The 20,758-nt window shown below is 73.5% G+C and carries 17 protein-coding genes; 7 read left to right on the top strand and 10 right to left on the bottom strand.

The features are described 5' to 3' along the window. Positions 1 to 46 precede the first annotated feature (46 nt). Positions 47 to 877 (top strand): alpha/beta fold hydrolase, encoded by an 831-nt coding sequence (locus DVA86_RS23075; protein WP_208881071.1) that lies wholly within the window; start codon positions 47 to 49, stop codon positions 875 to 877. A gap of 27 nt (positions 878 to 904) precedes the next feature. Here the strand turns inward: DVA86_RS23075 and DVA86_RS23070 are convergent, their stop codons facing one another. From DVA86_RS23070 to DVA86_RS23055, 4 genes are all read right to left on the bottom strand, one after another. Next, positions 905 to 1,738, bottom strand: a complete 834-nt coding sequence (locus DVA86_RS23070; protein WP_245997012.1) for an aldo/keto reductase — start codon at positions 1,736 to 1,738, stop codon at positions 905 to 907. A 58-nt stretch (positions 1,739 to 1,796) separates the two neighbouring features. Next, positions 1,797 to 4,385 (bottom strand): polysaccharide lyase family 8 super-sandwich domain-containing protein, encoded by a 2,589-nt coding sequence (locus tag DVA86_RS23065; protein WP_208881068.1) that lies wholly within the window; start codon positions 4,383 to 4,385, stop codon positions 1,797 to 1,799. A gap of 377 nt (positions 4,386 to 4,762) precedes the next feature. Then, positions 4,763 to 5,488, bottom strand: a complete 726-nt coding sequence (locus DVA86_RS23060) for a S1 family peptidase (protein ID WP_208881066.1) — start codon at positions 5,486 to 5,488, stop codon at positions 4,763 to 4,765. A gap of 126 nt (positions 5,489 to 5,614) precedes the next feature. Beyond that, a complete protein-coding gene (locus DVA86_RS23055; protein ID WP_222623355.1) occupies positions 5,615 to 6,385 on the bottom strand; it encodes a FadR/GntR family transcriptional regulator in 771 nt (256 codons plus the stop codon). A gap of 196 nt (positions 6,386 to 6,581) precedes the next feature. On the opposite strand from DVA86_RS23055, the gene DVA86_RS23050 reads away from it, so the two are divergent. Beyond that, positions 6,582 to 8,069 (top strand): MFS transporter, encoded by a 1,488-nt coding sequence (locus DVA86_RS23050; RefSeq protein WP_208881063.1) that lies wholly within the window; start codon positions 6,582 to 6,584, stop codon positions 8,067 to 8,069. Between the two features lie 21 nt (positions 8,070 to 8,090). Here the strand turns inward: DVA86_RS23050 and DVA86_RS23045 are convergent, their stop codons facing one another. The 3 genes from DVA86_RS23045 to DVA86_RS23035 form a co-directional block, all read right to left on the bottom strand. Then, positions 8,091 to 8,525, bottom strand: coding sequence for a hypothetical protein (locus DVA86_RS23045; protein WP_208881062.1), 435 nt, complete (start codon positions 8,523 to 8,525; stop codon positions 8,091 to 8,093). A gap of 85 nt (positions 8,526 to 8,610) precedes the next feature. Beyond that, positions 8,611 to 10,581: a TerD family protein gene (locus DVA86_RS23040; protein ID WP_208881060.1), complete on the bottom strand. Its 1,971-nt coding sequence runs from the start codon at positions 10,579 to 10,581 to the stop codon at positions 8,611 to 8,613. Positions 10,582 to 10,668: 87 nt separating this feature from the next. Beyond that, a complete protein-coding gene (locus tag DVA86_RS23035) occupies positions 10,669 to 11,058 on the bottom strand; it encodes a hypothetical protein (protein WP_208881058.1) in 390 nt (129 codons plus the stop codon). Between the two features lie 211 nt (positions 11,059 to 11,269). On the opposite strand from DVA86_RS23035, the gene DVA86_RS23030 reads away from it, so the two are divergent. Then, positions 11,270 to 12,772 (top strand): GMC family oxidoreductase, encoded by a 1,503-nt coding sequence (locus tag DVA86_RS23030; protein ID WP_208881056.1) that lies wholly within the window; start codon positions 11,270 to 11,272, stop codon positions 12,770 to 12,772. A gap of 18 nt (positions 12,773 to 12,790) precedes the next feature. Here DVA86_RS23030 and DVA86_RS23025 read toward each other — a convergent pair whose 3' ends face one another. Next, positions 12,791 to 15,340, bottom strand: coding sequence for an outer membrane protein assembly factor BamB family protein (locus DVA86_RS23025; RefSeq protein WP_208881054.1), 2,550 nt, complete (start codon positions 15,338 to 15,340; stop codon positions 12,791 to 12,793). Between the two features lie 99 nt (positions 15,341 to 15,439). Continuing rightward, positions 15,440 to 16,099, bottom strand: a complete 660-nt coding sequence (locus tag DVA86_RS23020; RefSeq protein ID WP_208881052.1) for a dienelactone hydrolase family protein — start codon at positions 16,097 to 16,099, stop codon at positions 15,440 to 15,442. A gap of 211 nt (positions 16,100 to 16,310) precedes the next feature. Here DVA86_RS23020 and DVA86_RS23015 point away from each other — a divergent pair, with 211 nt between their 5' ends. Further along, the gene (locus tag DVA86_RS23015) at positions 16,311 to 16,652 is read left to right on the top strand and encodes a DUF3140 domain-containing protein (protein WP_208881050.1); all 342 of its coding nucleotides are present in this window, start codon (positions 16,311 to 16,313) and stop codon (positions 16,650 to 16,652) included. Between the two features lie 118 nt (positions 16,653 to 16,770). On the opposite strand, the gene DVA86_RS23010 is transcribed toward DVA86_RS23015, so the two are convergent. Further along, positions 16,771 to 17,472: a haloacid dehalogenase type II gene (locus DVA86_RS23010; RefSeq protein WP_208881049.1), complete on the bottom strand. Its 702-nt coding sequence runs from the start codon at positions 17,470 to 17,472 to the stop codon at positions 16,771 to 16,773. Positions 17,473 to 17,544: 72 nt separating this feature from the next. Between DVA86_RS23010 and DVA86_RS23005 the strand changes: the two genes are divergently transcribed. The 3 genes from DVA86_RS23005 (at position 17,545) to DVA86_RS22995 (ending at position 20,615) form a co-directional block, all read left to right on the top strand. Beyond that, the gene (locus DVA86_RS23005) at positions 17,545 to 18,093 is read left to right on the top strand and encodes a CGNR zinc finger domain-containing protein (RefSeq protein WP_208881048.1); all 549 of its coding nucleotides are present in this window, start codon (positions 17,545 to 17,547) and stop codon (positions 18,091 to 18,093) included. Positions 18,094 to 18,265: 172 nt separating this feature from the next. Continuing rightward, positions 18,266 to 19,903, top strand: a complete 1,638-nt coding sequence (gene ilvD, locus DVA86_RS23000) for a dihydroxy-acid dehydratase (RefSeq protein ID WP_208881047.1) — start codon at positions 18,266 to 18,268, stop codon at positions 19,901 to 19,903. Positions 19,904 to 19,907: 4 nt separating this feature from the next. After that, entirely contained in the window at positions 19,908 to 20,615 is a 708-nt protein-coding gene (locus DVA86_RS22995) for a GntR family transcriptional regulator (RefSeq protein WP_208881045.1), read from the top strand. Positions 20,616 to 20,758 lie beyond the last annotated feature (143 nt).

The raw sequence follows: 20,758 nt of genomic DNA, 5'->3' as shown, positions 1-20,758 counted from the left end.
TTCCGGACTCTCGGCCGCACGGCCCGGCACGGCACACAGTGGACCCATGAGCGAAACCACCGGAACGACAGTGCTGAGGACCGCGGTGCAGGTCGACGGCGAGCCGACCAGCTATCTGACCGCGGGCCGCCAGGACGCCCCGCCCGTGCTGATGCTGCACGGAACGTACTGGGGCCGCGTCTGGCTCCCCGTACTCGGCCATCTCGCCGACGCGGGGCTGAGGCCCCTCGCGGTCGACCTCCCCGGACTGGGGCGGTCGGGCGGGCGGCTTACCCCGGAGACGGCCACGGTCCCGGCCCTCGCGGACTGGGTGACACGGTTCGCCGCCGCGCTGGGCCTCTGCGGACCGGTCGCCCTGGCGGGACACGACATCGGCGGCGCCGTCGCCCAGCATCTCCTCGCCCACGACCGGCTCGACATCTCCCGATTCGCCCTGGTCAACTCGGTCCTCTACGACTCCTGGCCCGCACCCCACGTTTCCCGGTTCCGGGAGGGCGACGGAACCGAGGGCGTGCTCGCCGGCCGACGGGAGGCGATCGCGAGGGTGCTGGCCGGTGTCGCCACCGAGTCGTTGATCGCGGAGTACGCCGATCCGTGGACCGACGAGCGGGTGCGCCGCTCCTGGACGGCCCTGGCGGGCGCGGCCGACAACCGGTACACCCTCGAACTCGTTCCCGCGCTGCGGCGGTCCACCACGCCCAAGCTGCTGATCTGGGGCGAAGACGACCTCCACGAGACGGTGGAGCACGCCGAACGGTTCGCCTCCGAGATGCCCCGCACCACACTCATCCGCATCCCGGACGCGGACCACATCCCCACGGAGAACGCCCCCGACAGGATCGGCCGCGCGCTCGCCGACTTCTTCACGGTCGGGTAGAGACCCCCGGCGGAACGGGGCGCGCCGTCAGAACTCCTCGTGCCTGTCCGGGTCTCCGCCCAGCCGCTGAGCCGGCCGGTCGGAGACCCGGGCGAGTTCGTCGTCGGTGAGCTCGAAGCCGAACAGGTCGAGGTTCTCCCGCTGGCGGCCCGGGTCCGCGGACTTGGGGATCGGGGTCGTGCCCAGCTGCGTGTGCCAGCGCAGGACGACCTGGCCGGGCGTCACACCGTGGGCGCGGGCGATCTCGTTCAGCGCGGGGTCGTCCAGCAGGCCGCTGCCCCGGCCGAGCGGGCTCCAGCTCTCCGTACGGATGCCCTTGGCGTCGTGGAACGCGCGCAGCTCGTCCTGGGGCAGCGCGGGGTGCAGCTCGATCTGGTTGACGGCGGGGAGTTCGCCGGTCTCCTCCTCCAGGCGTTCGATGTGCGCGGCGGTGAAGTTGGAGACGCCGACGGAGCGTACGAGGCCCTCGTCGCGGAGGCGGAGCATCGCCTTCCAGGAGTCGACGTAGCGGTCGACGCGGGGGAGCGGCCAGTGGATGAGATAGAGGTCGACGTAGTCGAGGCCGAGGTTCGCGCGGGACTCCTCGAACGAGGCGAGGGTCTCGGCGTACCCGTGGTGGCGGCCCGGCAGCTTGGTGGTGACGCAGACGTCGCGGCGCGGGAGGCCGCTGCGGGCGATGCCGCGCCCGGTGCCGGTCTCGTTGCCGTAGTTGAGGGCGGTGTCGACGAGCCGGTAGCCGAGCTCGAGGGCGCCGGCGACGGCCCGTTCGGCCGCGTCGTCGTCCAGCGGGTAGGTGCCGAGTCCCACGGCGGGGAGCGTCCAGGTGTCGTTGAGCGGAAGGACGGGGGCCTGCGTCGTCACGGTGGCTGACCTCTCTCGTACGTGTGTGGCGGTCCCGTCCATCCTGCCCGCGCGCCGGTCAGCCGTCCCGCAGGGTCACGGTGAAGGTGCGGCCGTACGCGTGACGGGTGGGGAAGTGGAGCAGCGTGCCGCCCGGTACGGAGCGGCAGCGGACGCCGGGGTCGGCCGAGACGGGGCTGAGGCGGCGGCCGCGCAGCAGGACGCCGACCCGGTCGCGGCCCATCGTGGGGTCGGAGGCGGCGACGGTCACACGGTTCACGGAACGGTCACCCCCGCCCGTACGGCGTACGAGCACCGACGCCGGCCCGTCCAGGCGGAGCCCGGCCACGGAATGGCCGCCGGGCGTGAAGGAGTTGGCGCCGACGAACCCGAGCCCCCGGTGCCGTACGGCCTGCAGGCGCGGGGTGTTGGCGAGCACCGTCAGCGGTCCGTCGCCGTACGCCCGTAGCGCCCCCTCCGTGGCGTGCGGCACCAGCGCGTACGCGAGCGCGAGCGCCCGCGCGCCGGGCTCCTGCCGGAAGGACGCGTCGAAGACCTGGCGGGTGACCGGGGTGTCGGGGTTGGCCGTACGCACCACCCGGCGGCTGCGTGTGACGGTCTCCAGGGCGACGGAGACCGGGGGAGCGGAGGCGGCGGAGGGCGACAGGAAGGCGTAGCCGACGGCCGTGCCCCGCGTCGCGTTGGCGTACCGGAGCCAGCGCAGCCGCGCCGTGCCCGTACCGGCCCAGGGGCTGCCGTCGGCCTCCGCGCCCGTGAGGTCCACGCGGTCGCCGGGCGCCGCCGTACGGGCGTCCACCGTGGTGGTGACCGCGCGGCCCGCGCGGTCGCCGACGCCCGCCGCGAGCACCACGATCTCGTCGTCCAGCAGGAACCACGACTTGGTCGCGGACGCGTTGCGGTAGACGGTGAAGTCGTCGGGCAGCCGGTCCCGTTCGGCGTACGCGACGTCGTCGGACTGCACCATGGCGGCCGTGCCGTACGCGCCGAGGACGGCGCCGCCGGAGTGCCCGTTGGTGCCGCGCGGGAAGTAGACGTACGTGTTCTGCGACTCCGAGGACGGGGTGAAGTTCAGGGGGTGGCCGGGGTTGTCGTAGTACGGCTTGCCGTACAGCTCGGGCACGCTCCTGCGGCGCTCGACGGGGGCGGTGACGCCGGCGAGGCCGTACGGGGAGACGGCGGTGAAGTAGTCCACGCCGTACGACTCGGCCTGGTCCTGCCCGGCGAGATACAGGTAGTGGCTGCCGTCGCCCTGGAACCACGGCAGCAGGTTCTCGCCGCTCATGTACTCGTACTTGCTGATCCGGTCCGAACTGCGCGCCAGCGCGAACGCGTAGCCGGGCCGCCGGTGCACCGTGCGGTCCATGGCGTTGAACGCGCTGCTCCGCTCCGGCGGGTTGAGATCGGCGGCCGGCACGGAGTCGTCCGCGAGCAGGTCGGCGTAGCGCACGACGGTCAGCGGGGAGACGAACGCGGCCGGGTCCGGGGCGTCGTGCGACGCCGTGTGCAGATGCTTGACGTAGCTCCTGAGCGCGGCGGCGCGCTCCCCCTTCGCGTACGCGGACAGGTCGGTGACGGCCTCCGCGACGGCGGCCGTGTCCGCGTAGCCGCCGCCCGTACGGGACACCGCGCGGCCCTTCACGGCCTCCATCATCCAGCCCTCGAAGATCAGCGGCGCGAAGCCGTCGGCCACCCAGCGGTCGACGACGGGCACCAGGGCGTCGGTGTCGGCGTAACCCGTTCCGGCGAGCACCTTGAGGGTCTGCACGACGCGCGTCAGCAGCGCCTTCCCGTACGAGCCCGTGTACGCGACCGAGTGGTGCTGGATGAACGAGCCGTCCGCGTAGTGGCCGTCGGTGACGCCGTGCCGGAGGTGGTACGGGTCGACGGTGGCGTAGACGGTGAGCTGGTCCTCCAGCGCCTTGCGGATACGGGCCTCGCCTTCGGTGCCGCCGGTCAGCGCGCCCTGGAGGAGGCGGTTGGTGGTGATGTCGGCGAGGTTGGCGCCCGTGTGGAAGCGGGAGTCGAGGTCGACGTCGCCGTCCTTGCCGTTGCGCAGATACGTGTCCATCGACGCGATGTACGTGGCCGTCAACTCGGGGCGCTGCTCGGCGAGTTCACCGGCGAGCAGCACGAGGGTGGCGGTGGCGCCGGTGGAGATGCCGATCTCCCAGTTGAACCAGTTGCCGTAGTAGCCCTTCGACTGGTCGCCGTACCAGCGGTCGTGGAGCAGCACGAGGGCGTCGATGACGCGCCGCCGCACCGCCGCACGGTCCGGGTGTCCGGGCAGCGGGCCGAGGCCGGGCGTACGCGTCGCGAGCGCGATCTCGTACAGCTGCCGGAAGGTGGTGTTCAGGTTCGCGTCGCTGGTGCCCAGCGGGAGCCCCGCGAACAGCTCGCCCTCGCCCGCCTCGTCCAGGGCCTTGAGGTGCTTCACCGCGGCGTCGGACACGGCGGCCAGCTTGGCGGCCGTCTCCGGGCGGGCGTTGGACTCGGCGGTGCCGGCGAAGAGGGCCACGGTGTTGGCGAGCAGGCGCCCGGGCGCGGCCGGGTCCGGGGCGCCGGCCGCCGCGGCGGCGGGCACGGGGAGGACCGCCGCGAGACCGGTGGCGGACAGCAGGGACAGCACGTGCCTGCGCGTGATCTCCAAGGGAACCTCCGGGGCGCGGGCGCGCGCCGCGGGCTTGTGCCGCGAGGCCGTCGGGCGGTGGCCGCAGGGCAGTGCGCCTGGGCCGCGCTCCCGGGCGGGGCCGCGCGGCGGGCCACGGCGGGCTATGAGCAGGGCGCCTGCAGTCTCACACGCCGGCCGCCGGCCATCCAGTGTCCGCGCACGGGTGTTGGGGCAGGGCGCGGGCACGCGTGTGGGGCGGGGCGCCCGTTGTACGGGCGCCCCGCCCCACGGCGCGGAACCGGGCTCCGGAAGCAGTGACCCGGAACCCGGGCTCCGGAACCCACAACCGGAGCCCGGAGCCCGGGCTGCTCCGCGGTGCTGCTCAGCCGGTGCGCGCGGTCAGGTGTGCGGTCAGGTCACACACCCGCGATCGACTGGATCCACGACCGGTACGCCGTGACGTTCGTGTACGCCGTCGTCGTCTGCCGGTCACTCGTCGACGCGACGCCGACCTGCACGCCGTTCGCCATCATCGGGCCGCCGGAGTCGCCGCCCGCGGTGATGCCGTCGCCGCGGCGCGCGCAGATCGCCCGGCCTCCGTACGCGTCGGTGCAGCCGCCGCTGACGGTCACGTTCGCGTACTTCAGCAGCCGGGACTGGCAGTTGATCTCCTGCCCGCACCGGGACGTGGCGCCCCAGCCGTACACCTGCACGTTCTGGCCGACCGTCACCGAGCCCGGCTGGCCGAGGCGCGCGTACGTCGCCGACACGTTGCGGTCGAGACGTACGAGCGAGAGGTCCGACGAGTGGTTGTACACCTGCGTGCCGTTGGCGACGGTGCCGCCGGACGTCTGGTCGAGGCTGCCGATGCGGAACGACAGCCCGCCGCCGCTGACGCAGTGCCTGGCGGTGAGGATCCACGTCGGGGCGATGATCGTGGCGGAACACGTCTGTCTTCCGTTGGAGAACAGCCGTGCCGCCCATGGGGCGTTCTGCGCGTACGAGCCGCCGATGATCGGCTGCGGCCCGCTGACCTTGGTGGCTGCTCTGTCCTCGGCCTGTGCCGCGGTGGCGGTGCCGGCGAGGGTGAGCACGGAGAGTAGAGCGGCAAGGAGGGCGGGGATGATCCTCGTTATTCGCAAGGCTCCTCGTTTCCGAAGACACGCGAGGGTGACGCGTGTGATGGCCAGGAAGTAACCAGGATTGCCAAGCCTGTTCGATCCGGGTAATAACAATCCGCCCCAACATCGAAGTTATGCCCGTTGCGGTTACCGCGCGTGCGCGCTCCGCAGTCGCGAGCGGATGCCCCGGAAGTGCTCGCTGACCGCCTCGTGCAGCGCCGTCTCGTCCTTGGCACGCAGCGCCTCGAGGATTTGCCGGTGCCGGCGGGCGGTGACCGCCGCGGTGTCGGCGGCGCGCGGCAGGTCGGCGTCCAGCGTGTGGAAGACCTTCCAGAAGACCTGGAGCAGGTCGAGGACCAGCGCGTTGTCCAGCGGCCGGTACAGCGCCTCGTGGAACGCCCAGTCGTGCGCGGGGGCGTGCCGCCCGCGTTCCGCCTCGCGCTCCATGCCGCTCACGGCGGCGTCGAGCGCGGCGAAGTCGAGCAGGTCGTACGCGCCCAGTACGCGGCCGGCCAGGCCGGTTTCGAGCACTTCGCGCACTTCGAGCAGGTTGTGTATGTCCGCGTGGTCACCGCGTACGGACAGGGCGCTGCGGAAGGACAGCCCCGCTTCCAGTGCGGAGAACGGCACCGAGCCCACGTACGTGCCGTGCCCGTGCCGGATGTCGACGATGCCGACCGCCTCGAGCGCCTTCATCGCCTCGCGCAGCGGGTGCCTGCTCACCTGGAGCTGCCGCATCAGCTCGGACTCAGTGGGCAGCGGCGAACCCGCCTCGAGGCCGCGGTCGACGATGAGCTGACGGACCGCCGCCTGGAGGGCGCGCTGGTTGGCGCGGGCGCCGGAGGGCCTGGGAGCGGGCTCTCCGGGGGGCTGGGGCTCGGTCCGGGAGTCGGGCTTGCGTGTCGCGGGGGTGTCCACGACCGGACAGTCTAGGGCGGCTCCGTGGGGGCCCCGGGGTCGCGGAACTTCACAGGACATAGGACGACTGGGCCCCCGGAGCCGCCGGAGTGCGCCGCCGGAAGCCCTCCGGGTCGCGGGCCCGCGGACCAATTCCCGCAAGGCACTGGCGTGATCGCCGGGCCCGGCGGTACCTTGCGCGGACATAGGACATCCTATGTCTTCCGTCCCCACCGGAGGTCCGCCCGTGGCCACGTCGCCGCCGACCACGCCCCACTCGTTCCGCAGCCTCACCAGCGGCCAGCGCAAGGCGTTCTTCGCCGCCTGGCTCGGCTATCTGCTGGACGGCTTCGACTTTGTCCTCATCACCCTCGTACTGACGGAGATCGCGGACGACTTCGACATCAGCCTCACCAAGGCCGCCACGCTCGTCTCGGCCGCGTTCGTCTCGCGCTGGTTCGGCGGGCTGCTGCTCGGCGCGATCGGCGACCGGTACGGCCGCAAGCCCGCCATGCTGCTGGCCATCCTGGCGTTCTCCGTCGGCAGCGGCATGTGCGGATTCGCCTGGGGCTACTGGTCGTTGTTCGCCTTCCGTGCCCTCGTCGGCATCGGCATGGCCGGCGAGTACGGGTCCAGCGCCACGTACGTCATGGAGTCCTGGCCGAAGTCCATGCGCAACCGCGCCACCGGCTTCCTGCTCTCCGCGTACCCGATCGGCACCGTCGTCGCCGCCCTCGCCTACGAGGTCATCGTGCCCGCCGCGGGCTGGCGCTGGCTGTTCTACGCGGGCCTGCTGCCCGTCGCGCTCACCCTCTACCTGCGGCGCGCCCTGCCGGAGGCCGCCGAGTGGCAGGCCGAGGTCGGCGACCGGCCCGACGTCACCACGTCTTCGGTGCTGCTCGCGCCCGGCCGGCGGCTGCTCAACGGCGCGCTCACCGTGGTCCTGTCGGCCGTGCTCGTCCTGCTGTTCAGCGAGAACGCCGGCGGCGCCGTCCCCTGGCTGGTCGCCGCCGTCGTACTCGGTCTGGTCGCCTTCACCGTCCAACTGGCCGGACGGCTCTGGCCGGTGATGCTCGCCATCATGGTCACGACGTTCTGCGCCTTCCTCTACTCGTGGCCCATCCAGTCGCTCCTCCCGACGTACCTCAAGACCGAACTGGGCTACGACGCGGGCCAGGTGTCCGACGCGCTCACCTGGGCGGGCCTCGGCTACGCCGCCGGTTCCTGCCTCGCGGGCGTCGTCGGCGACAAGCTGGGCACGCGGCGCACGTACGTCTTCGGGCTGTTCCTGTCGCTCGCCTTCGTGTTCCCCGTGTTCGCGCTGGACTCGGGGAACGTGGTGCTGCTGTGGCTGTTCCTGTTCGTGATGCAGGCGACCAGCCAGGGCATCTCCGGACTGCTGCCGAAGTACATCGCGGACCACTTCCCGACCCGCGTACGGGCGGCGGGGCTCGGCTTCTCGTACAACGTCGGCGCCCTCGGCGGCGCCGTCGCCCCCCTCGCGGGCGCCTCCATCGCGGAACGCACGGGCCTGGGCACGGCGTTGACGCTGCTGGCGGGGGTGCTGACGGCGGTGGTCGCGCTGATCATCGGTTTCAACCTCCCGGCCCGCATCGGCCACGCCCTCCGCATCGAATCGGACGCCCCGGCCCTGTCCCCACGCCTGCCGAAGACACCCCCGGTCCCGGGCAAGCCGGAGACGTAGAGCCGCCGGCCCACCCGACGGTCACGCCTGCGCCGCGGACCCGGTCACCGGCCTCTCCACGGGCACGACCACGACCTGTACGTCGTCCTCGTACACGACACGTCCCGGATCGGCGGAACGGACCGTCCGGCACTCCACGCCGTGCGCCGCCAGGATCTCCAGATAGCCGGGGACACGCTCGACGAGGTGTGTGGCGGACGCCTTGAACCAGGCCGCGGCACCGGGGTTGACCCGCTGGTCGTAGACGGTCGGGTCGACGGTCGAGGGATCCGTGTAAGCGGCGTTGAACCAGGTGTTGTTGGCACGGCGGAACGACTCCTGCTCCGCGGAGAGCTTCCCCTCCCGGGCCAGGGTGTTGATCAGCCCGAAGACGCCCGTGCGGTGGCCCCGCTCGTTCGGCCGGGGCGACTGGAACCGCACGTACTGGACCGTGTCACTGCTGTCTCCCGTTCCCATCGGGGGATCCTCCCAGGGGACGCACGGTCCGCGCGCCGGTTCGGGTCCGGGCAGATGCGGGCGCGGGTCAGGTTGTGATGTCGACTCAGGTTGTGATGTCGACGCCGTAGGCGCGGGCCAGGCGGGTGAGGTCGCGGTCGTAGCCCTGGCCCACCGCGCGGAAGCGCCAGAGCGGGCCGCGGCGGTAGACCTCCGCGAGCAGCAAGGTTCGTTCCGTCGTCGCCGCGTCCAGTGCGGACTGGGCCAGTGGTGCCGCGCCGTCGCCGGGGCCCGTGGTGACCTGGATCGCGCCGACGTCGCCGAAATTCGGGTCGCCGTCGATCGCCGCGGCGATCACCACCTTGTGCACGCCCGGCGGCAGCGCGCTGAGGGTGAGGACGAGGGACTGCTCCGTCGGCCCGTCCGTCAGCAGTCGCACCGTGCCGCCGGGGCTCTCGGGCGCGCCGTAGAACACGAAGTCCTCGTCGCCCGCGACCTGTTCGTCCTCGTCCACGAGGAACGCGACGAGGTCGATCTCGCACGTCGTCTGCTGCGCCCAGCCCGCGCTGACGCACCAGGCGGCCTCCGGCGCGCCCGCCGGGAGGTCCACGACGCCCCCGCGCGGCAGCACCCGCGGGCCCTGCCAGGCGGCGGGGCGTACGAGGGGCGCGACGGCGGGTGCGGCGAGCCAGTCCGCGTCGTACGTGGGGATCTCCAGCGACGCGATACGGCGCATGCGGCGGTCGCCGTCGCCGCCGGCGAGCAGCACGACGTCGGTGACGCTGGCGGAGAGGTTGATCGCGGCGGCGCCGCCGAGGCCGGTGACACGGGCGCGGGCCGCGGCGGCCTCCGGATGCGTACCGCCGAGGACCAGCACGCGCCGCCCCGCCAGCGGCTTGCCGGGCACGGGTGCGGGTGCGGGTGCGGGAACGGCGACGGGCACGGGCACGGGCGCGGGCACGGGTGCGGCGACGGGCACGGGCGCGGGCACGGGCACGGGCACGGGCGCGGGCACGGGGGCGGCGACGGGCACGGGCGCGGGGGCGGGTGCGGGAACGGCGACGGGCGCGGGCGCCGTTTCCGCCGCCGGGGCGGGCGGCTGCGCCGGTACGGCGGCCCCCGGCCGTACGTCTTCGTGCGCCGTGTGCGGCGTCCCCGCCCGTACGTCCGCCAGCAGCCCCAGGAACGCGGCCTCCCCGATCACGGGCACGCCCTCGGTGGCGGCCCGGCGCGCCTTCGTGGAGCCGGACCGTACGTCGTCCGCGACGAGCACGCTGGTGTGCCTGCTGACGGAGTCCATCACGTTCAGCCCGGCGGCGACCGCGCGGGCGACCAGCTCGGCGCGTGACGCGCCGCCGCCCTCGCCGGTGAACGCCACCTTCATGCCCTGCGTCAGCGGCCCGCCCGGCGCCGGCCGCCCCGGATTGCGGTACGCGCACGGCGTCTTGGGCGGCTTCGGCGCGAACTGCGGGTCCTGCCGCGGCGGGCACGGCACCAGCGGCAGCGGCAGCCCGAGCCGCGCCGCCTCGCGCAGGGAGCCGCGCAGCACCCCGGCCAGTACGCGCGTGTCGTCCAGCGCGTCGTGCGCGTGGCGCTGCGTGACGCCGTAGTGGGCGGCGAGCGTGCCCAGCCGCAGGTTCTCGGTGGGCGGGTCCACGCGCCGGTTCAGCGCGAGGGTGCACAGCCGCCGGGTGACGGGCAGCCACGTACGGGCGCGGGCGAACTCGTGGGCGAGGAAGTCGTAGTCGAACTGCGCGTTGTGCGCCACCAGCACCCGGTCCCGCAGCATCGCCGCGACCCGCCCGGCCACCTCGTCGAACGTCGGCGCCCCGCGCAGCCGTTCGGGCGTCAGCCCGTGCACCTCCACCGGGCCGGGGTCGACGCCGGGGTCCACGAGCGTCGAGAACTCGCCGGTCTGCTCCCCGTCGGGGCCGACCGTCACGACCGCGAGCGACAGCACCCGGTCCTGACGGGGCACCAGACCTGAGGTCTCGACGTCGACGAGCGCCCAATCCAGGGCGTAGTCACGGGAGTCGGGCACATCGGGCGCGCCGGGCGCGGCGGCAGCGAGATCCATGGCGGACAGCATGGGCCGATATCGGCGGTTCCTTCAACCCACCTGCCGCTATGTCCCCGTACGTCGCACCGAACGCACCGGATCCCGTCAGAAACGACCCGGCACGGCCGCGTAGAGAGCGTCCACGTTGCGCCTCGTGCCCTCGTGGTCGCCCGCGAAGCCGTTGCGCGGGTTGAGCCGCAGGGTGCTGCCGTCCGCGCGGCGGACGCGGATGTACGTGTTGCCGGTGTACGCGCCCTTCGTACGGACTTCCTGCGGCAGTTCGCCCAGTGCCACCTCGTCCAGCGGGTCGGCCCAGCCGAGGCCCTTGTCCGTGAGCGACCAGTAGCCGCTCTTGACCGCGAGGACCCGGTCGTCGGTGACGCCGAGAATGATCCGGCTGAATCCGAGGCCGGTGTACCCGGACACGGCCGCCCGGAGCTTCTCGTCCCTGTCGAGGTGGGGACGCATCAGTCGGTCGAGTTCGGAGCGGGCCATCACGTCCTCCAGGGAGGGGAGTCGAGCGGACGGCACATCGTAGCGGGGCGGCACACGGCCCCCGCCGCCGCATCCGGCCCGTGCCCGTGCCCGTGCCCGTGCCTCCGACTGCACCCCCGACCGTGCCCCCGACCCCGACCTCGCCCCGACTGGCGGCAGCACGAGCGTCGGTCCCGGGGGTCGCGCGTGCGGCGTGGTTAGAGTCGTTTTCATGGCATTCGATGTGGTTGTCGTCGGCGCCGGCTCCGCGGGCGGCGTGCTGGCGTCCCGGCTGTCCGAGCGCGCCGACCGGTCGGTGCTGCTGCTGGAGGCGGGCCCGGACTTCGGCTCGACGGCGGACGCGCAGCCGCCCGAGGTGACCGACGCCCGCGACCTGTCGCCCACCGGCTACGACTGGGGCCTGGAGGCGCGGCTGGGCGACCTGGGCCGGCGCAGCCCCGTGTTCGCCGGGCGGATCGTGGGCGGCAGCTCGGCGACGAACAACGCGATGGCCCTGCGCGGCCACCCCAGCTGCTACGACGCCTGGGCCGCCGCCGGCAACCCCGGCTGGTCGTTCGACGACGTCCTGCCCGCGTTCACGCGCGTCGAGCACGACCTCGACCACCCCTCCGCCCCCGTACACGGCCGGGACGGCCCCGTCCCCATCGCCCGCGTGCCGAGACCCGAACTGCCCGAGCACCAGCGGGCGTTCCTCGACGCCTGCGACGCCGCCGGCTACCCGCCGGCCGCCGACTTCAACGCCCCGGGCGCGTCCGGCTGGGGCGAGGGGCCGCTCAACGTCGTCGGCGGCGTACGGCAGTCCACCGCGCTCACCTATCTGGCCCGCGCCCGGCACCGCCCCAACCTCACGGTCCGCTCCGGCGTCCTCGTCGACCGCGTGCTGCTGCGGGACGGCCGCGCGGCCGGAGTGGCGCTGGCCGAGCCGCCGGAGACGGTGCCCGCCCGTACGGTGATCCTCGCGGCCGGCGCGTACGGCAGCCCCGCCGCGCTGCTCCGCTCCGGCATCGGACCGGAACAGGATCTGCGCCGGCTGGGCATCCACGTACGGCACGCGCTGCCCGGAGTGGGCCGCAACCTGCACGACCACCCGCTGCTGCGGCTGCGCTTCGCCGCGCACGGCACCCCGCGCGCGCTGGCCTGCCTGGCACTGCTCACCACCCGCAGCGGCCCCGGCGAGACCGCCCCCGACCTGCATATCTTCCCCGGCCCGATCACCGAGGGTGAGGAGGGCCCGGAGCCCGAACTGACGGTGCTGGTGGGGCTGCTCGCGCCCAGCTCACGCGGTCAGCTGCGGCTGCGCGGCCCCGCGCCCGACACCCTGCCGGAGATCGACACCGGCCTGCTCCGGCACCCCGCCGACCTGGCGCGGCTGCGCGCCGGCGTCGTACGGGCCCGCGGCCTCGCCGCCACCGCCCCGCTGGCCGGGCACCTGGGCGCCGAGCTGTGGCCGGGGCCTGCCGTCAGCAGCGACGAGGAGCTGGACGCCGCCCTGCGCGAGGGCACCAACCTCTACCAGCACCCCGTCGGCACCTGCCGAATGGGCCCCGCCGACGATCCCGCCAGCGTCGTGGACCATCTGGGGCGGGTGCACGGACTCGAGGGCCTGCGGGTGATCGACGCGTCGATCATGCCGGTCATCCCCAACGCCAACACCAACCTGTCCACGATGATGCTCGCGGAGCACCTCGCGCCCACGCTGGACGCACACGGCTGACGCGCCCCGCGGCAGCGGTCAGCCGCGCCGGTGGACGGTGACCTCGTGGTTCCCGCTCCACGGGCTCCCGTACGGCGTGAGCTTGCCGTCCATGAGGCAGACGCGGTCGTCGTCCAGGGCGACCGGCAGTCCGGGCAGCTCTCCGGCAGCCTTGCGGCCCCGGGCGTCGACGGTGGCGACCGGCTCGGCCTCGCCCGCCGAGGTCCCGGCCCGCCGGAAGAAGCGGTCGTCCACGGCCGTGTACGACGCGGGGCCCGTCAGTGACGGCAGCCCGCGCACCTTCGCGCTGACACGGGAGGCGCTCTTGGTGAGTTCGACCGTGACAGGGTGGAGTCCGGTGCTCTGCAGCCCGGCCTGGCAGACGATCAGAGGGCCGTCTCCGTGGCAGCCCGCCGCCTGGCCGGGTGTCCGGGCCAGTTCCCTGCCCGTGGCCGTGCCGACCACCGCCGTGCCGGCCGCGTGCGTGATCACGGCGGCACCGCCCGCGACGTGGACGACGGCCGGATCGCGGTACCGGTCGCCCAGGCGCCACTTCTCCTTGCCGGTCTTCGCGGTGAAGGCCACGACGTCCGTGTTCGCGTCCCTGCTCTTCGGCTGCTGGACGCTCGCGACCACCGTGCCGTCGTACAGGTGCGGTTCGCGTACGCCCTTCCTGGTCGCGGTGAGCTCACCGGACTTCAGGTCGTACACACGCACCGTGTAGTCCCAGGTCTTGTTCTCGTCCCCGCCCCCGGTCGTGCTGGACTCGACGGCGTACGAGTGCGCGTCGGCGGCCCGTACGGTGCCGCCGTCCCCGCCCGCCACGTCACGCTTCCAGGCGACGCTGCCGTCCTTGACGGAGACGGCCGCGACTCCGTCGCGGCCGGTCCCCGGGTAGTAGGACACCAGGACATGGCTGCCGCCGGTCGCCACGACGGGCATCCTGTGGTCCCCGGCGGCGTCCGGCACGGGCAGCAGGTGGTGGCCCTCGCCGAGGTCATCGCCGTCGACGGTCCAGCGCAACTTGCCCGTCGCCGCGTCGAGTCCGGCCAGCCGGCCCCCGGCGTAGCCGACCTGGCGGGTGCCGCCGCTGTACACCAGCACGTCCCCCACCAGCCGTACGTCAGAGACCTCCCGCAGTTCGAGGCGGTCCTTCTCCGGGCCGTTCACCCTGGTCTCCGAGCCGGTGGCCGAGGTCACCGTCCACTCCGGCTCCTCGGTGAACGAGAGGGGGCGCACCGACGCCTTGCCCGGCCCCTCCGGCTCGTCCGGGGCCTCGCCCCCGGCGGAGACCCGGAACACCTTCAGCGGGCCGGTGCCGCCGGTGCCGCCGTCCCCGGTCTCGAAGGCCGCGTGCCGGTCCGAGACGGCGAGCGTACGGCCCGGGAGACCCTCGCGGCGGGTCTTGCCGGACAGGCCGGTGACCAACCCGCCTTCCAGATAGACGCGTTCCGCGTGCACGGCGTCCACGGACAGGAGCTCCTCCGAGGAGACCGTGCTCTGCACGGGCTTGCCGCCCTTGCCCGCGCGGAGGGTGAGCAGGCCCTTGTCGGCGGCGGCGGCGCAGGCGAGCAGCCGCGCGCCGGCGTCCTCACGGCAGGTGTATTTGCCGTACTTGAGCCCGCTGGTCTTGCGCCCGGTCGTGGTGTCGAGGACGAGAGCGGCCGGCTCGGACGGCCCGTCCTGGGCCGCGACGACCGCACGGCCCTCGACCGCTCCCCGCAGCCGGTAGCCGGGGTGCGCGGTCTTCAGGCTCCACTTCTCCTTGCCGCTGCGGGCGTCCAGCGCCATCACCCAGCCACGCTCGTCGCGCTGCCCCGACGACGGGTCGAAGTCCCCTGCTGCGGGCCGCTCGCCGAGGACGGTGTCACCGCCGGCGAAGTCGTACACCCAGGCGCCCTCGCGTTTCCAGAGGACCCGCCCGTCGGCGGCGTCGAGCGCGTACGTGACCACCTCAGTGCTGTCCTCGGGGGCCACGGCGACCAGCGCGGTACGCGCGTCGGCGGCGAGCAGCCGGATGTCATCGCCGGGGGTGCTGTGGCTGTCACCGCCGTCCTGGGCGGGCAGCTCCGTCCGCCACCGCGGCCGCCCGTCGTCCCCGGAGAGCGCGACGACGCCGCGTCCGTCCTCGCCCCTGTACCGGGCCAGCACCGACCACCGCTCGCCCTCGCCCGTGATCAGCGGGCGGCCGTCCATACCCGCTGTGTTCCCGGGCGTGCCGCCATCCAGAACGGTGTGCTTCTTGTCGTCGCCGAGCCGGAAGCGGAGCCGCGCCTCGGCCGCCAGGTCGCCGTCGTTCCTGCGCCAGCGGGGCGTACCGCTGTCCGCGTCCACCACGCCCAGCTCCCCGTCCCGGCCCAGGACCACCGCGTCGTCCCCGCGGAAGGCGACTCCCTCGGCCGATTCCACGCCGAGGGCGCTCTCACCACTCCAGACCTGCGCCTCGCTCAGCGCCACGGCCTTCCCGGTGTTCTCCTCGTCCGACTGCCCGCCGTCGTCCTGGCCGGTGCATCCCGTCGCTGCGAGCACCGCCCCGACCGCCGCCGAAAGCACCACGCGCCGCACCCGCGCCGCCCCCCGTATGCCCATGTCCCCGTGTCTCCCCGTGGTTTCCGGTCAAGACCACGACCATAACGGGGGTTTCGGGGCGGAGTCAGGGGGAGTACGGAGCGGGCGCTGTCCGCTTCCCTACACCGCGCCCGGCTCCTCCGGCGTCATGCGCGCGAACCAGTCCGTCGCCCGTTCGGCGACCTCCTCCAGCGCGCCCGGCTCCGGGAACAGGTGGGTGGCGCCCGGTACGACGTGGACGCGGCAGGACGCGGGCAGCCGCTCCGCCGCCTGCTCGTTCAGCCGGAGCACCTCGCGGTCCTCGCCGCCCACGATCAGCAGCACCAGGGCGTGTACGCCGGACAGCGCGGCGCCCGCGAGATCGGGGCGACCGCCCCGGGAGACCACGGCTCGCACCCGGGCCGGCCGCTCCGCCGCGGCGATCAGCGCCGCCGCGGCGCCTGTGCTCGCGCCGAACAGTCCGACCGGCAGGTCGCGGGTGGCCGCCTGGCCGGCGAGCCAGTCGACCGTCGCCTGCATGCGCCGACCCAGCAGCCCGGTGTCGAAGCGCAGTTCGCCGGTGGCGTCGTCCGTACGCTCCTCCTCCGCGGTGAGGAGGTCGATCAGCAGCGTGCCGAGTCCCGCCCGCCGCAGCACCTCCGCCACGGCCCGGTTGCGCGGGCTGTGCCGGGAGCTGCCGCTGCCGTGCGCGAAGCTCACCACCCCGGTCGCCGCCGTCTCCGGCAGCACCAGGTCGCCGGCGAGCCGGACGCCGTCGGCGTCGTACGCCGTCGTACCCATGGTCACCTCCGGTCCGCGCACGCGGCTCGCACCCGGATCGCCACGGTCCGGCGAGGCGGTCCGTACGGCCGCTGACCTTGCCGCTGACCTGCCGTTACGGGACACGGGGTACCCGCGTACGCCGGGTCCACACCGGCCCGCGCGGTGGTTTGCCCGGTGCCGGCACGGAAACCCGGCCAGGGCTGATTTCCTCGACCACCGGGAGGCCGCCATGGCAGCGTCGGCAGGGGTGAGCGACGAGCTGTGGGACGAGTTCCACACCGTCGTCAACATGACCTCGCGCGAACTGCAGGAGTGGCTGCGTGCCGAGGACGCGGGCGAGGAGACGGAGGAGCTGCCCGACCGGGCGGGGAAGCGCACCGGCCGCCGCGTACTGGAGATCCTCGGCAAACGCCGCACCGACCTGACGGACGACGACGCGAGGGTCATCGAGCGGGTCTGCGACGTCGTACGGTCGCAGCGCCCGCCGGAGCTGGACCCCAAGAGCGGCGGCGCGGACTGGCGGCACGGCCTGATGGACATCGGGCACGACCCGCTCAAGCCCGTACGGTGACCGCCGGTACGGTGACCGCCCGTACGAGGACCGCTGTCGGGGCGACCGCCCCTACGTGACCGCGCCGCCGTCTCCGCCGGGCCCGCGCACTCCGGGCCCGCGCGCTCCGGGCCGCCGGTCAGGGGCGCGGGGCGCCGGTCAGCTCGGCGAGCGCGCCCAGACGCAGGTCGAACCGGTCCTCGGCGGTGGGCGGATCGCCGCCGGGACGTTCGAGGTAGGCGGTGCGCAGCCCGGCCGCCTGCGCGCCGCGCAGGTCCCAGGCGTGCGCGGCGATCATCAGCATCCGGCCCGGGGGCCTGTCCGCGGAGTCGATGGCCAGCCGGTACACGGCCGGGTCGGGCTTGTAGCTGCCGACGGCCTGCGTGGACAGCGCGGTGTGCCAGCGCAGCCCGGCGGAGGCGTTCATCCGCAGCAGGTCCGTCGTGTCCGCGTTGGACAGGCCGATCAGCTCGTGGCCGGCGCCGAGCCGGGCCAGCGCGTCCGCGGAGTCCGGCCAGGCGGGGCGCTGCCGGGCGGCGCGTACCAGCGTGTCGACGGCGCCCGGGCCGGACACGCCCGCGGCCTCGGCGACCTCCCGCGCGGCCTCGCGGTCCAGCACCGTGCCGGGCGCGTAGGCCCGTTCGCCGTCGACGATCCGGCGGTGCTCGGCGGAGATACGGCGGCCCCAGAGCGCGACCAGGCCGTCGACCTGCCCGGGATCGGGGGCGAGCTGGGCCAGGGCGGCGCGCAGGCCCGCGGTGTGGTCCACGAGGGTGCCCAGGATGTCGAAGACGATCGTGTCCACGTCGAGGTCGAGGTCGGCGGTGTGCAGTGGCGGCATGGCTCTCCCAAAATCGTCACCGGTTCAGGGGGTGATTCTGTGTGCCCCCGCGTCACCGGTCAAGATGGTGCCGTGGACTACGCGTTCGTCAGCGGCAACGCCGCGCTCGATCTCGCCGGAACGCTGCAGTGGCGCCGTACGGCACCGCGCGACCGGCTCGCCGGCCCCGCCGACCTGCGCCGGTGGATCGACGAGGCGGGGCTGCTGCCCGGCGGCCCGGCCGACGTGGACACGGGCGGGTTCGCCAGGGCCCTCGAACTGCGCGAGGCGGTGCACCGGCTGGCTCAGGACCGCCTGGAAGGGCGCCGGTTCGACCGCGGCGCCCTGGACGTCGTGAACCGGATCGCCGCGACCCCCGGCAGGCGGGTCGTGCTCACCGACGCGGGAGCCGAGGTCCGCGGCGACACCGCCGCCGTACTGGCCGACGTCGCCGCGGCGGCGATCGAGCTGCTCGCGGACCGCGACCTCGTGCTCAAGGAGTGCGGACGCGAGAGCTGTACACGGCTCTACGTCGACCGGTCCCAGGGTGCCCGCCGTACGTGGTGCGGCATGGAGGAGTGCGGGAACCGCGTGAAGGCCGCGGCCTATCGCGCGCGCCGCCGCCGCGGCGGCCGGACCTGATCCCGGGGCACGCCGCCCCTGCCCGCCCCCGTCTGAGCGCTCACGCGGCGCCTCGACCTGCCCTCAGGCAGCACTCTGCCAACTGTCAAAAGTAAAGTGTTGACATTTCACAGATGGACTCCTAGCGTCACCGGGCAATGAGGGACACCCCCGACGGAGTGGAGACGAGCCGATGAGTTCGCGCCGCAGCTGGGCCCGCTATCAGGGCACCGACCGTGCGTTCGCCCGGTCGTGGTTCTACGGAACCGGACGTACCGAGGAGGAGCTGCGCCGTCCGCTGGTCGCCGTGGCCTGTGCCTGGAACGAGATCGCCGCCGAGAACGTCCACCTCGAGCGCGTCGCCCGCCGGGTCAAGGACGGGGTGCTCGCGGCGGGCGCGACCCCGATGGAGTTCGGAGTCATCCACGCCACCGACGTCCTCAGCGAGGCCAGCGAGGGAATGCGGTACGTCCTGCCCGCCCGGGAGACGATCGCGGACTCCGTGGAACTGATGGTCCAGGCGCACGCGTTCGACGCGCTGGTCATCATCGCCGGCGGCGACAAGGTGACCCCCGGCATGCTCATGGGGGCGCTGCGCTGCGGACTGCCGACCGTCTACGTGTACGCCGGCACCACCGAGACCGGCGTGCTCGACGGGGAGGAGGTCTCCTGGGAGACGGTGTTCGAGGGCATCGGCCGCGTCCACGCCGACGAGATCAGCGAGGCCCAGCTCAACCGCCTCGAACTGGCGCAGATGCCCGGCGCCGGCGGCGGCGCGAGCGCGTACACCGGCAACACGATGGCACTGTGCGCCGAGGCGATGGGCCTGTCCCTCCCGGGCGCGGGCAGCGTCGTGGCCGGCAGCGCCGAGCACCTGCGGATCGCCTACGCCAGCGGGTACGAGATCGTCTCGCTGCTCGAGAAGGAGTTCACGATCGACCAGGTCGTCACCTCCGAGGCGATACGGAACGCGGCCCGGGTGGCGCTGGCTGTGTGCGGCTCGACGAACATCTCCCTGCACCTGCCGGCGATCGCGCACGAGGCGGGGGCGCAGTTCGGCTGGGACGACTTCGGGTCGCTCGCCGCCACCACGCCGACGCTGGTCAAACTGCGCCCGTCCGGCGGGGTCTCGCTGCCGCAGTTCCACCGGGCCGGGGGAGTGCAGGCGCTGCTGCGCGAGCTCGCGCCGCTGCTGGAGGGCAGCGCGCGTATCCGCCCGGTCGCGGACGCCGATCCGGGCTGGACCGAGGGCGTGATCGCGCCGCTGGACGAGCCGCTCGACCCGACGGGCGGGCTGACAGTGCTGCGGGGCTCGCTCGCCCCGAGCGGCGCCATCGTCAAGAGCGGCGGCGTCCCGGCGCGGCTGCTGCGCCACTCGGGCCCGGCCAAGGTGTTCGAGAACGAGGAGGACGCGATCGCCGCCATCCACGGCGGCCGGATTGATCCCGGCGACGTGGTGGTGATCCGCAACGAGGGCCCCCGGGGCGGCCCCGGCTTCCGGGAGATGCTGGGTGCGACGGCGGCCATCGTCGGCATGGGGCTGGCCGAGACCGTCGTACTGATCACGGACGGCCGGTTCTCCGGCGCCTCGCACGGCGCGGCCATCGGCTACGCCTGCCCGGAGGCGGCCTCCGGCGGGCCCATCGCCTACGTACGGGAGGGCGACCGGATCTCGGTCGATCTTCTCGAGGGGCGGCTGGACGTCGACGTCGACGAGGCGGTCCTGCGGGCCCGTACGCCGGCACCGGGCCGTGAGCTCCCGACGAGGGGCGTACTGGCGCGCTACGCACGGTCGGTTTCGGAAGCATGTGAGGGTGCCGTCACGATATGAACACGTGACAGGCCGGCGGGACGAGGAGAGGCTGGGTGCTGTGATGCGCGAGGTCGAGAACAAGCTGCTGTTCGAATCGGTGGCGGACACGGTGCGGCGGGCGATCCTGAACGGTGACTTCCGTCCCGGCGAGCGCCTCAACGAGGTGTCGATCTCGCGGACGCTGAACCTCTCCCGCGGGCCCATCCGCGAGGCGCTCCGCCAGCTCGAGCAGGAAGGGATGATCACGCTCGTCCCGCAGCGCGGAGCACGCGTCGCCGAGGTCGATCAGCGGGAAGCGCTCGCCGCCCTCGCCATCCGCGAACTGCTCGAGACGATGGCCGCCGAGGAGCTGTGCCAGGTCATCACGCTCAAACAGATCGACCACCTGCGCGGTGTCACCGAACGCATGCGACGGGCGGAACGCGACCGGGAGTTCGTCGAGCTGGTGAGCCTCGACTTCCAGTTCCACCGGGACCTGCTGTCCATCGCCTCGACCGACACCGCGCGGCGTACGTGGACCATCCTCAGCGGCAAGCTGATGATGTTCCAGTCGATCGGTGACCGCACGTTCGCCCAGAGCTTCTCGGTGAGCGACTCGCACTGGCCGATCATCGACGCGCTCGAGAACGGCGACGCGAAGCGGTTCCGCAGGACGATGATCGGCCATATCGAGGAGAACCGGAGCTCGGTGCTCGGATTCCCCGAACCGTCCGCAGAGGACGACGACTAGGCGCTGTGCCGGCACGGCCCGCGAATCCCCATCGCCGGACCGGGCACAGTCGCCGCGAAAGAACGGTCTGCGGTTTTCCGAAAACCTCACGGAAGACACCTCTGCGCTTTTCCCTTCAGTATTCGGACGCGTCTCCCCGCGCG

The organism is Streptomyces armeniacus, from assembly GCF_003355155.1.
Lineage (GTDB): Bacteria > Actinomycetota > Actinomycetes > Streptomycetales > Streptomycetaceae > Streptomyces > Streptomyces armeniacus.
The sequence above is the reverse complement of the archived record's forward strand: the minus strand, read 5'-3'. Positions and strand labels throughout refer to the sequence as shown.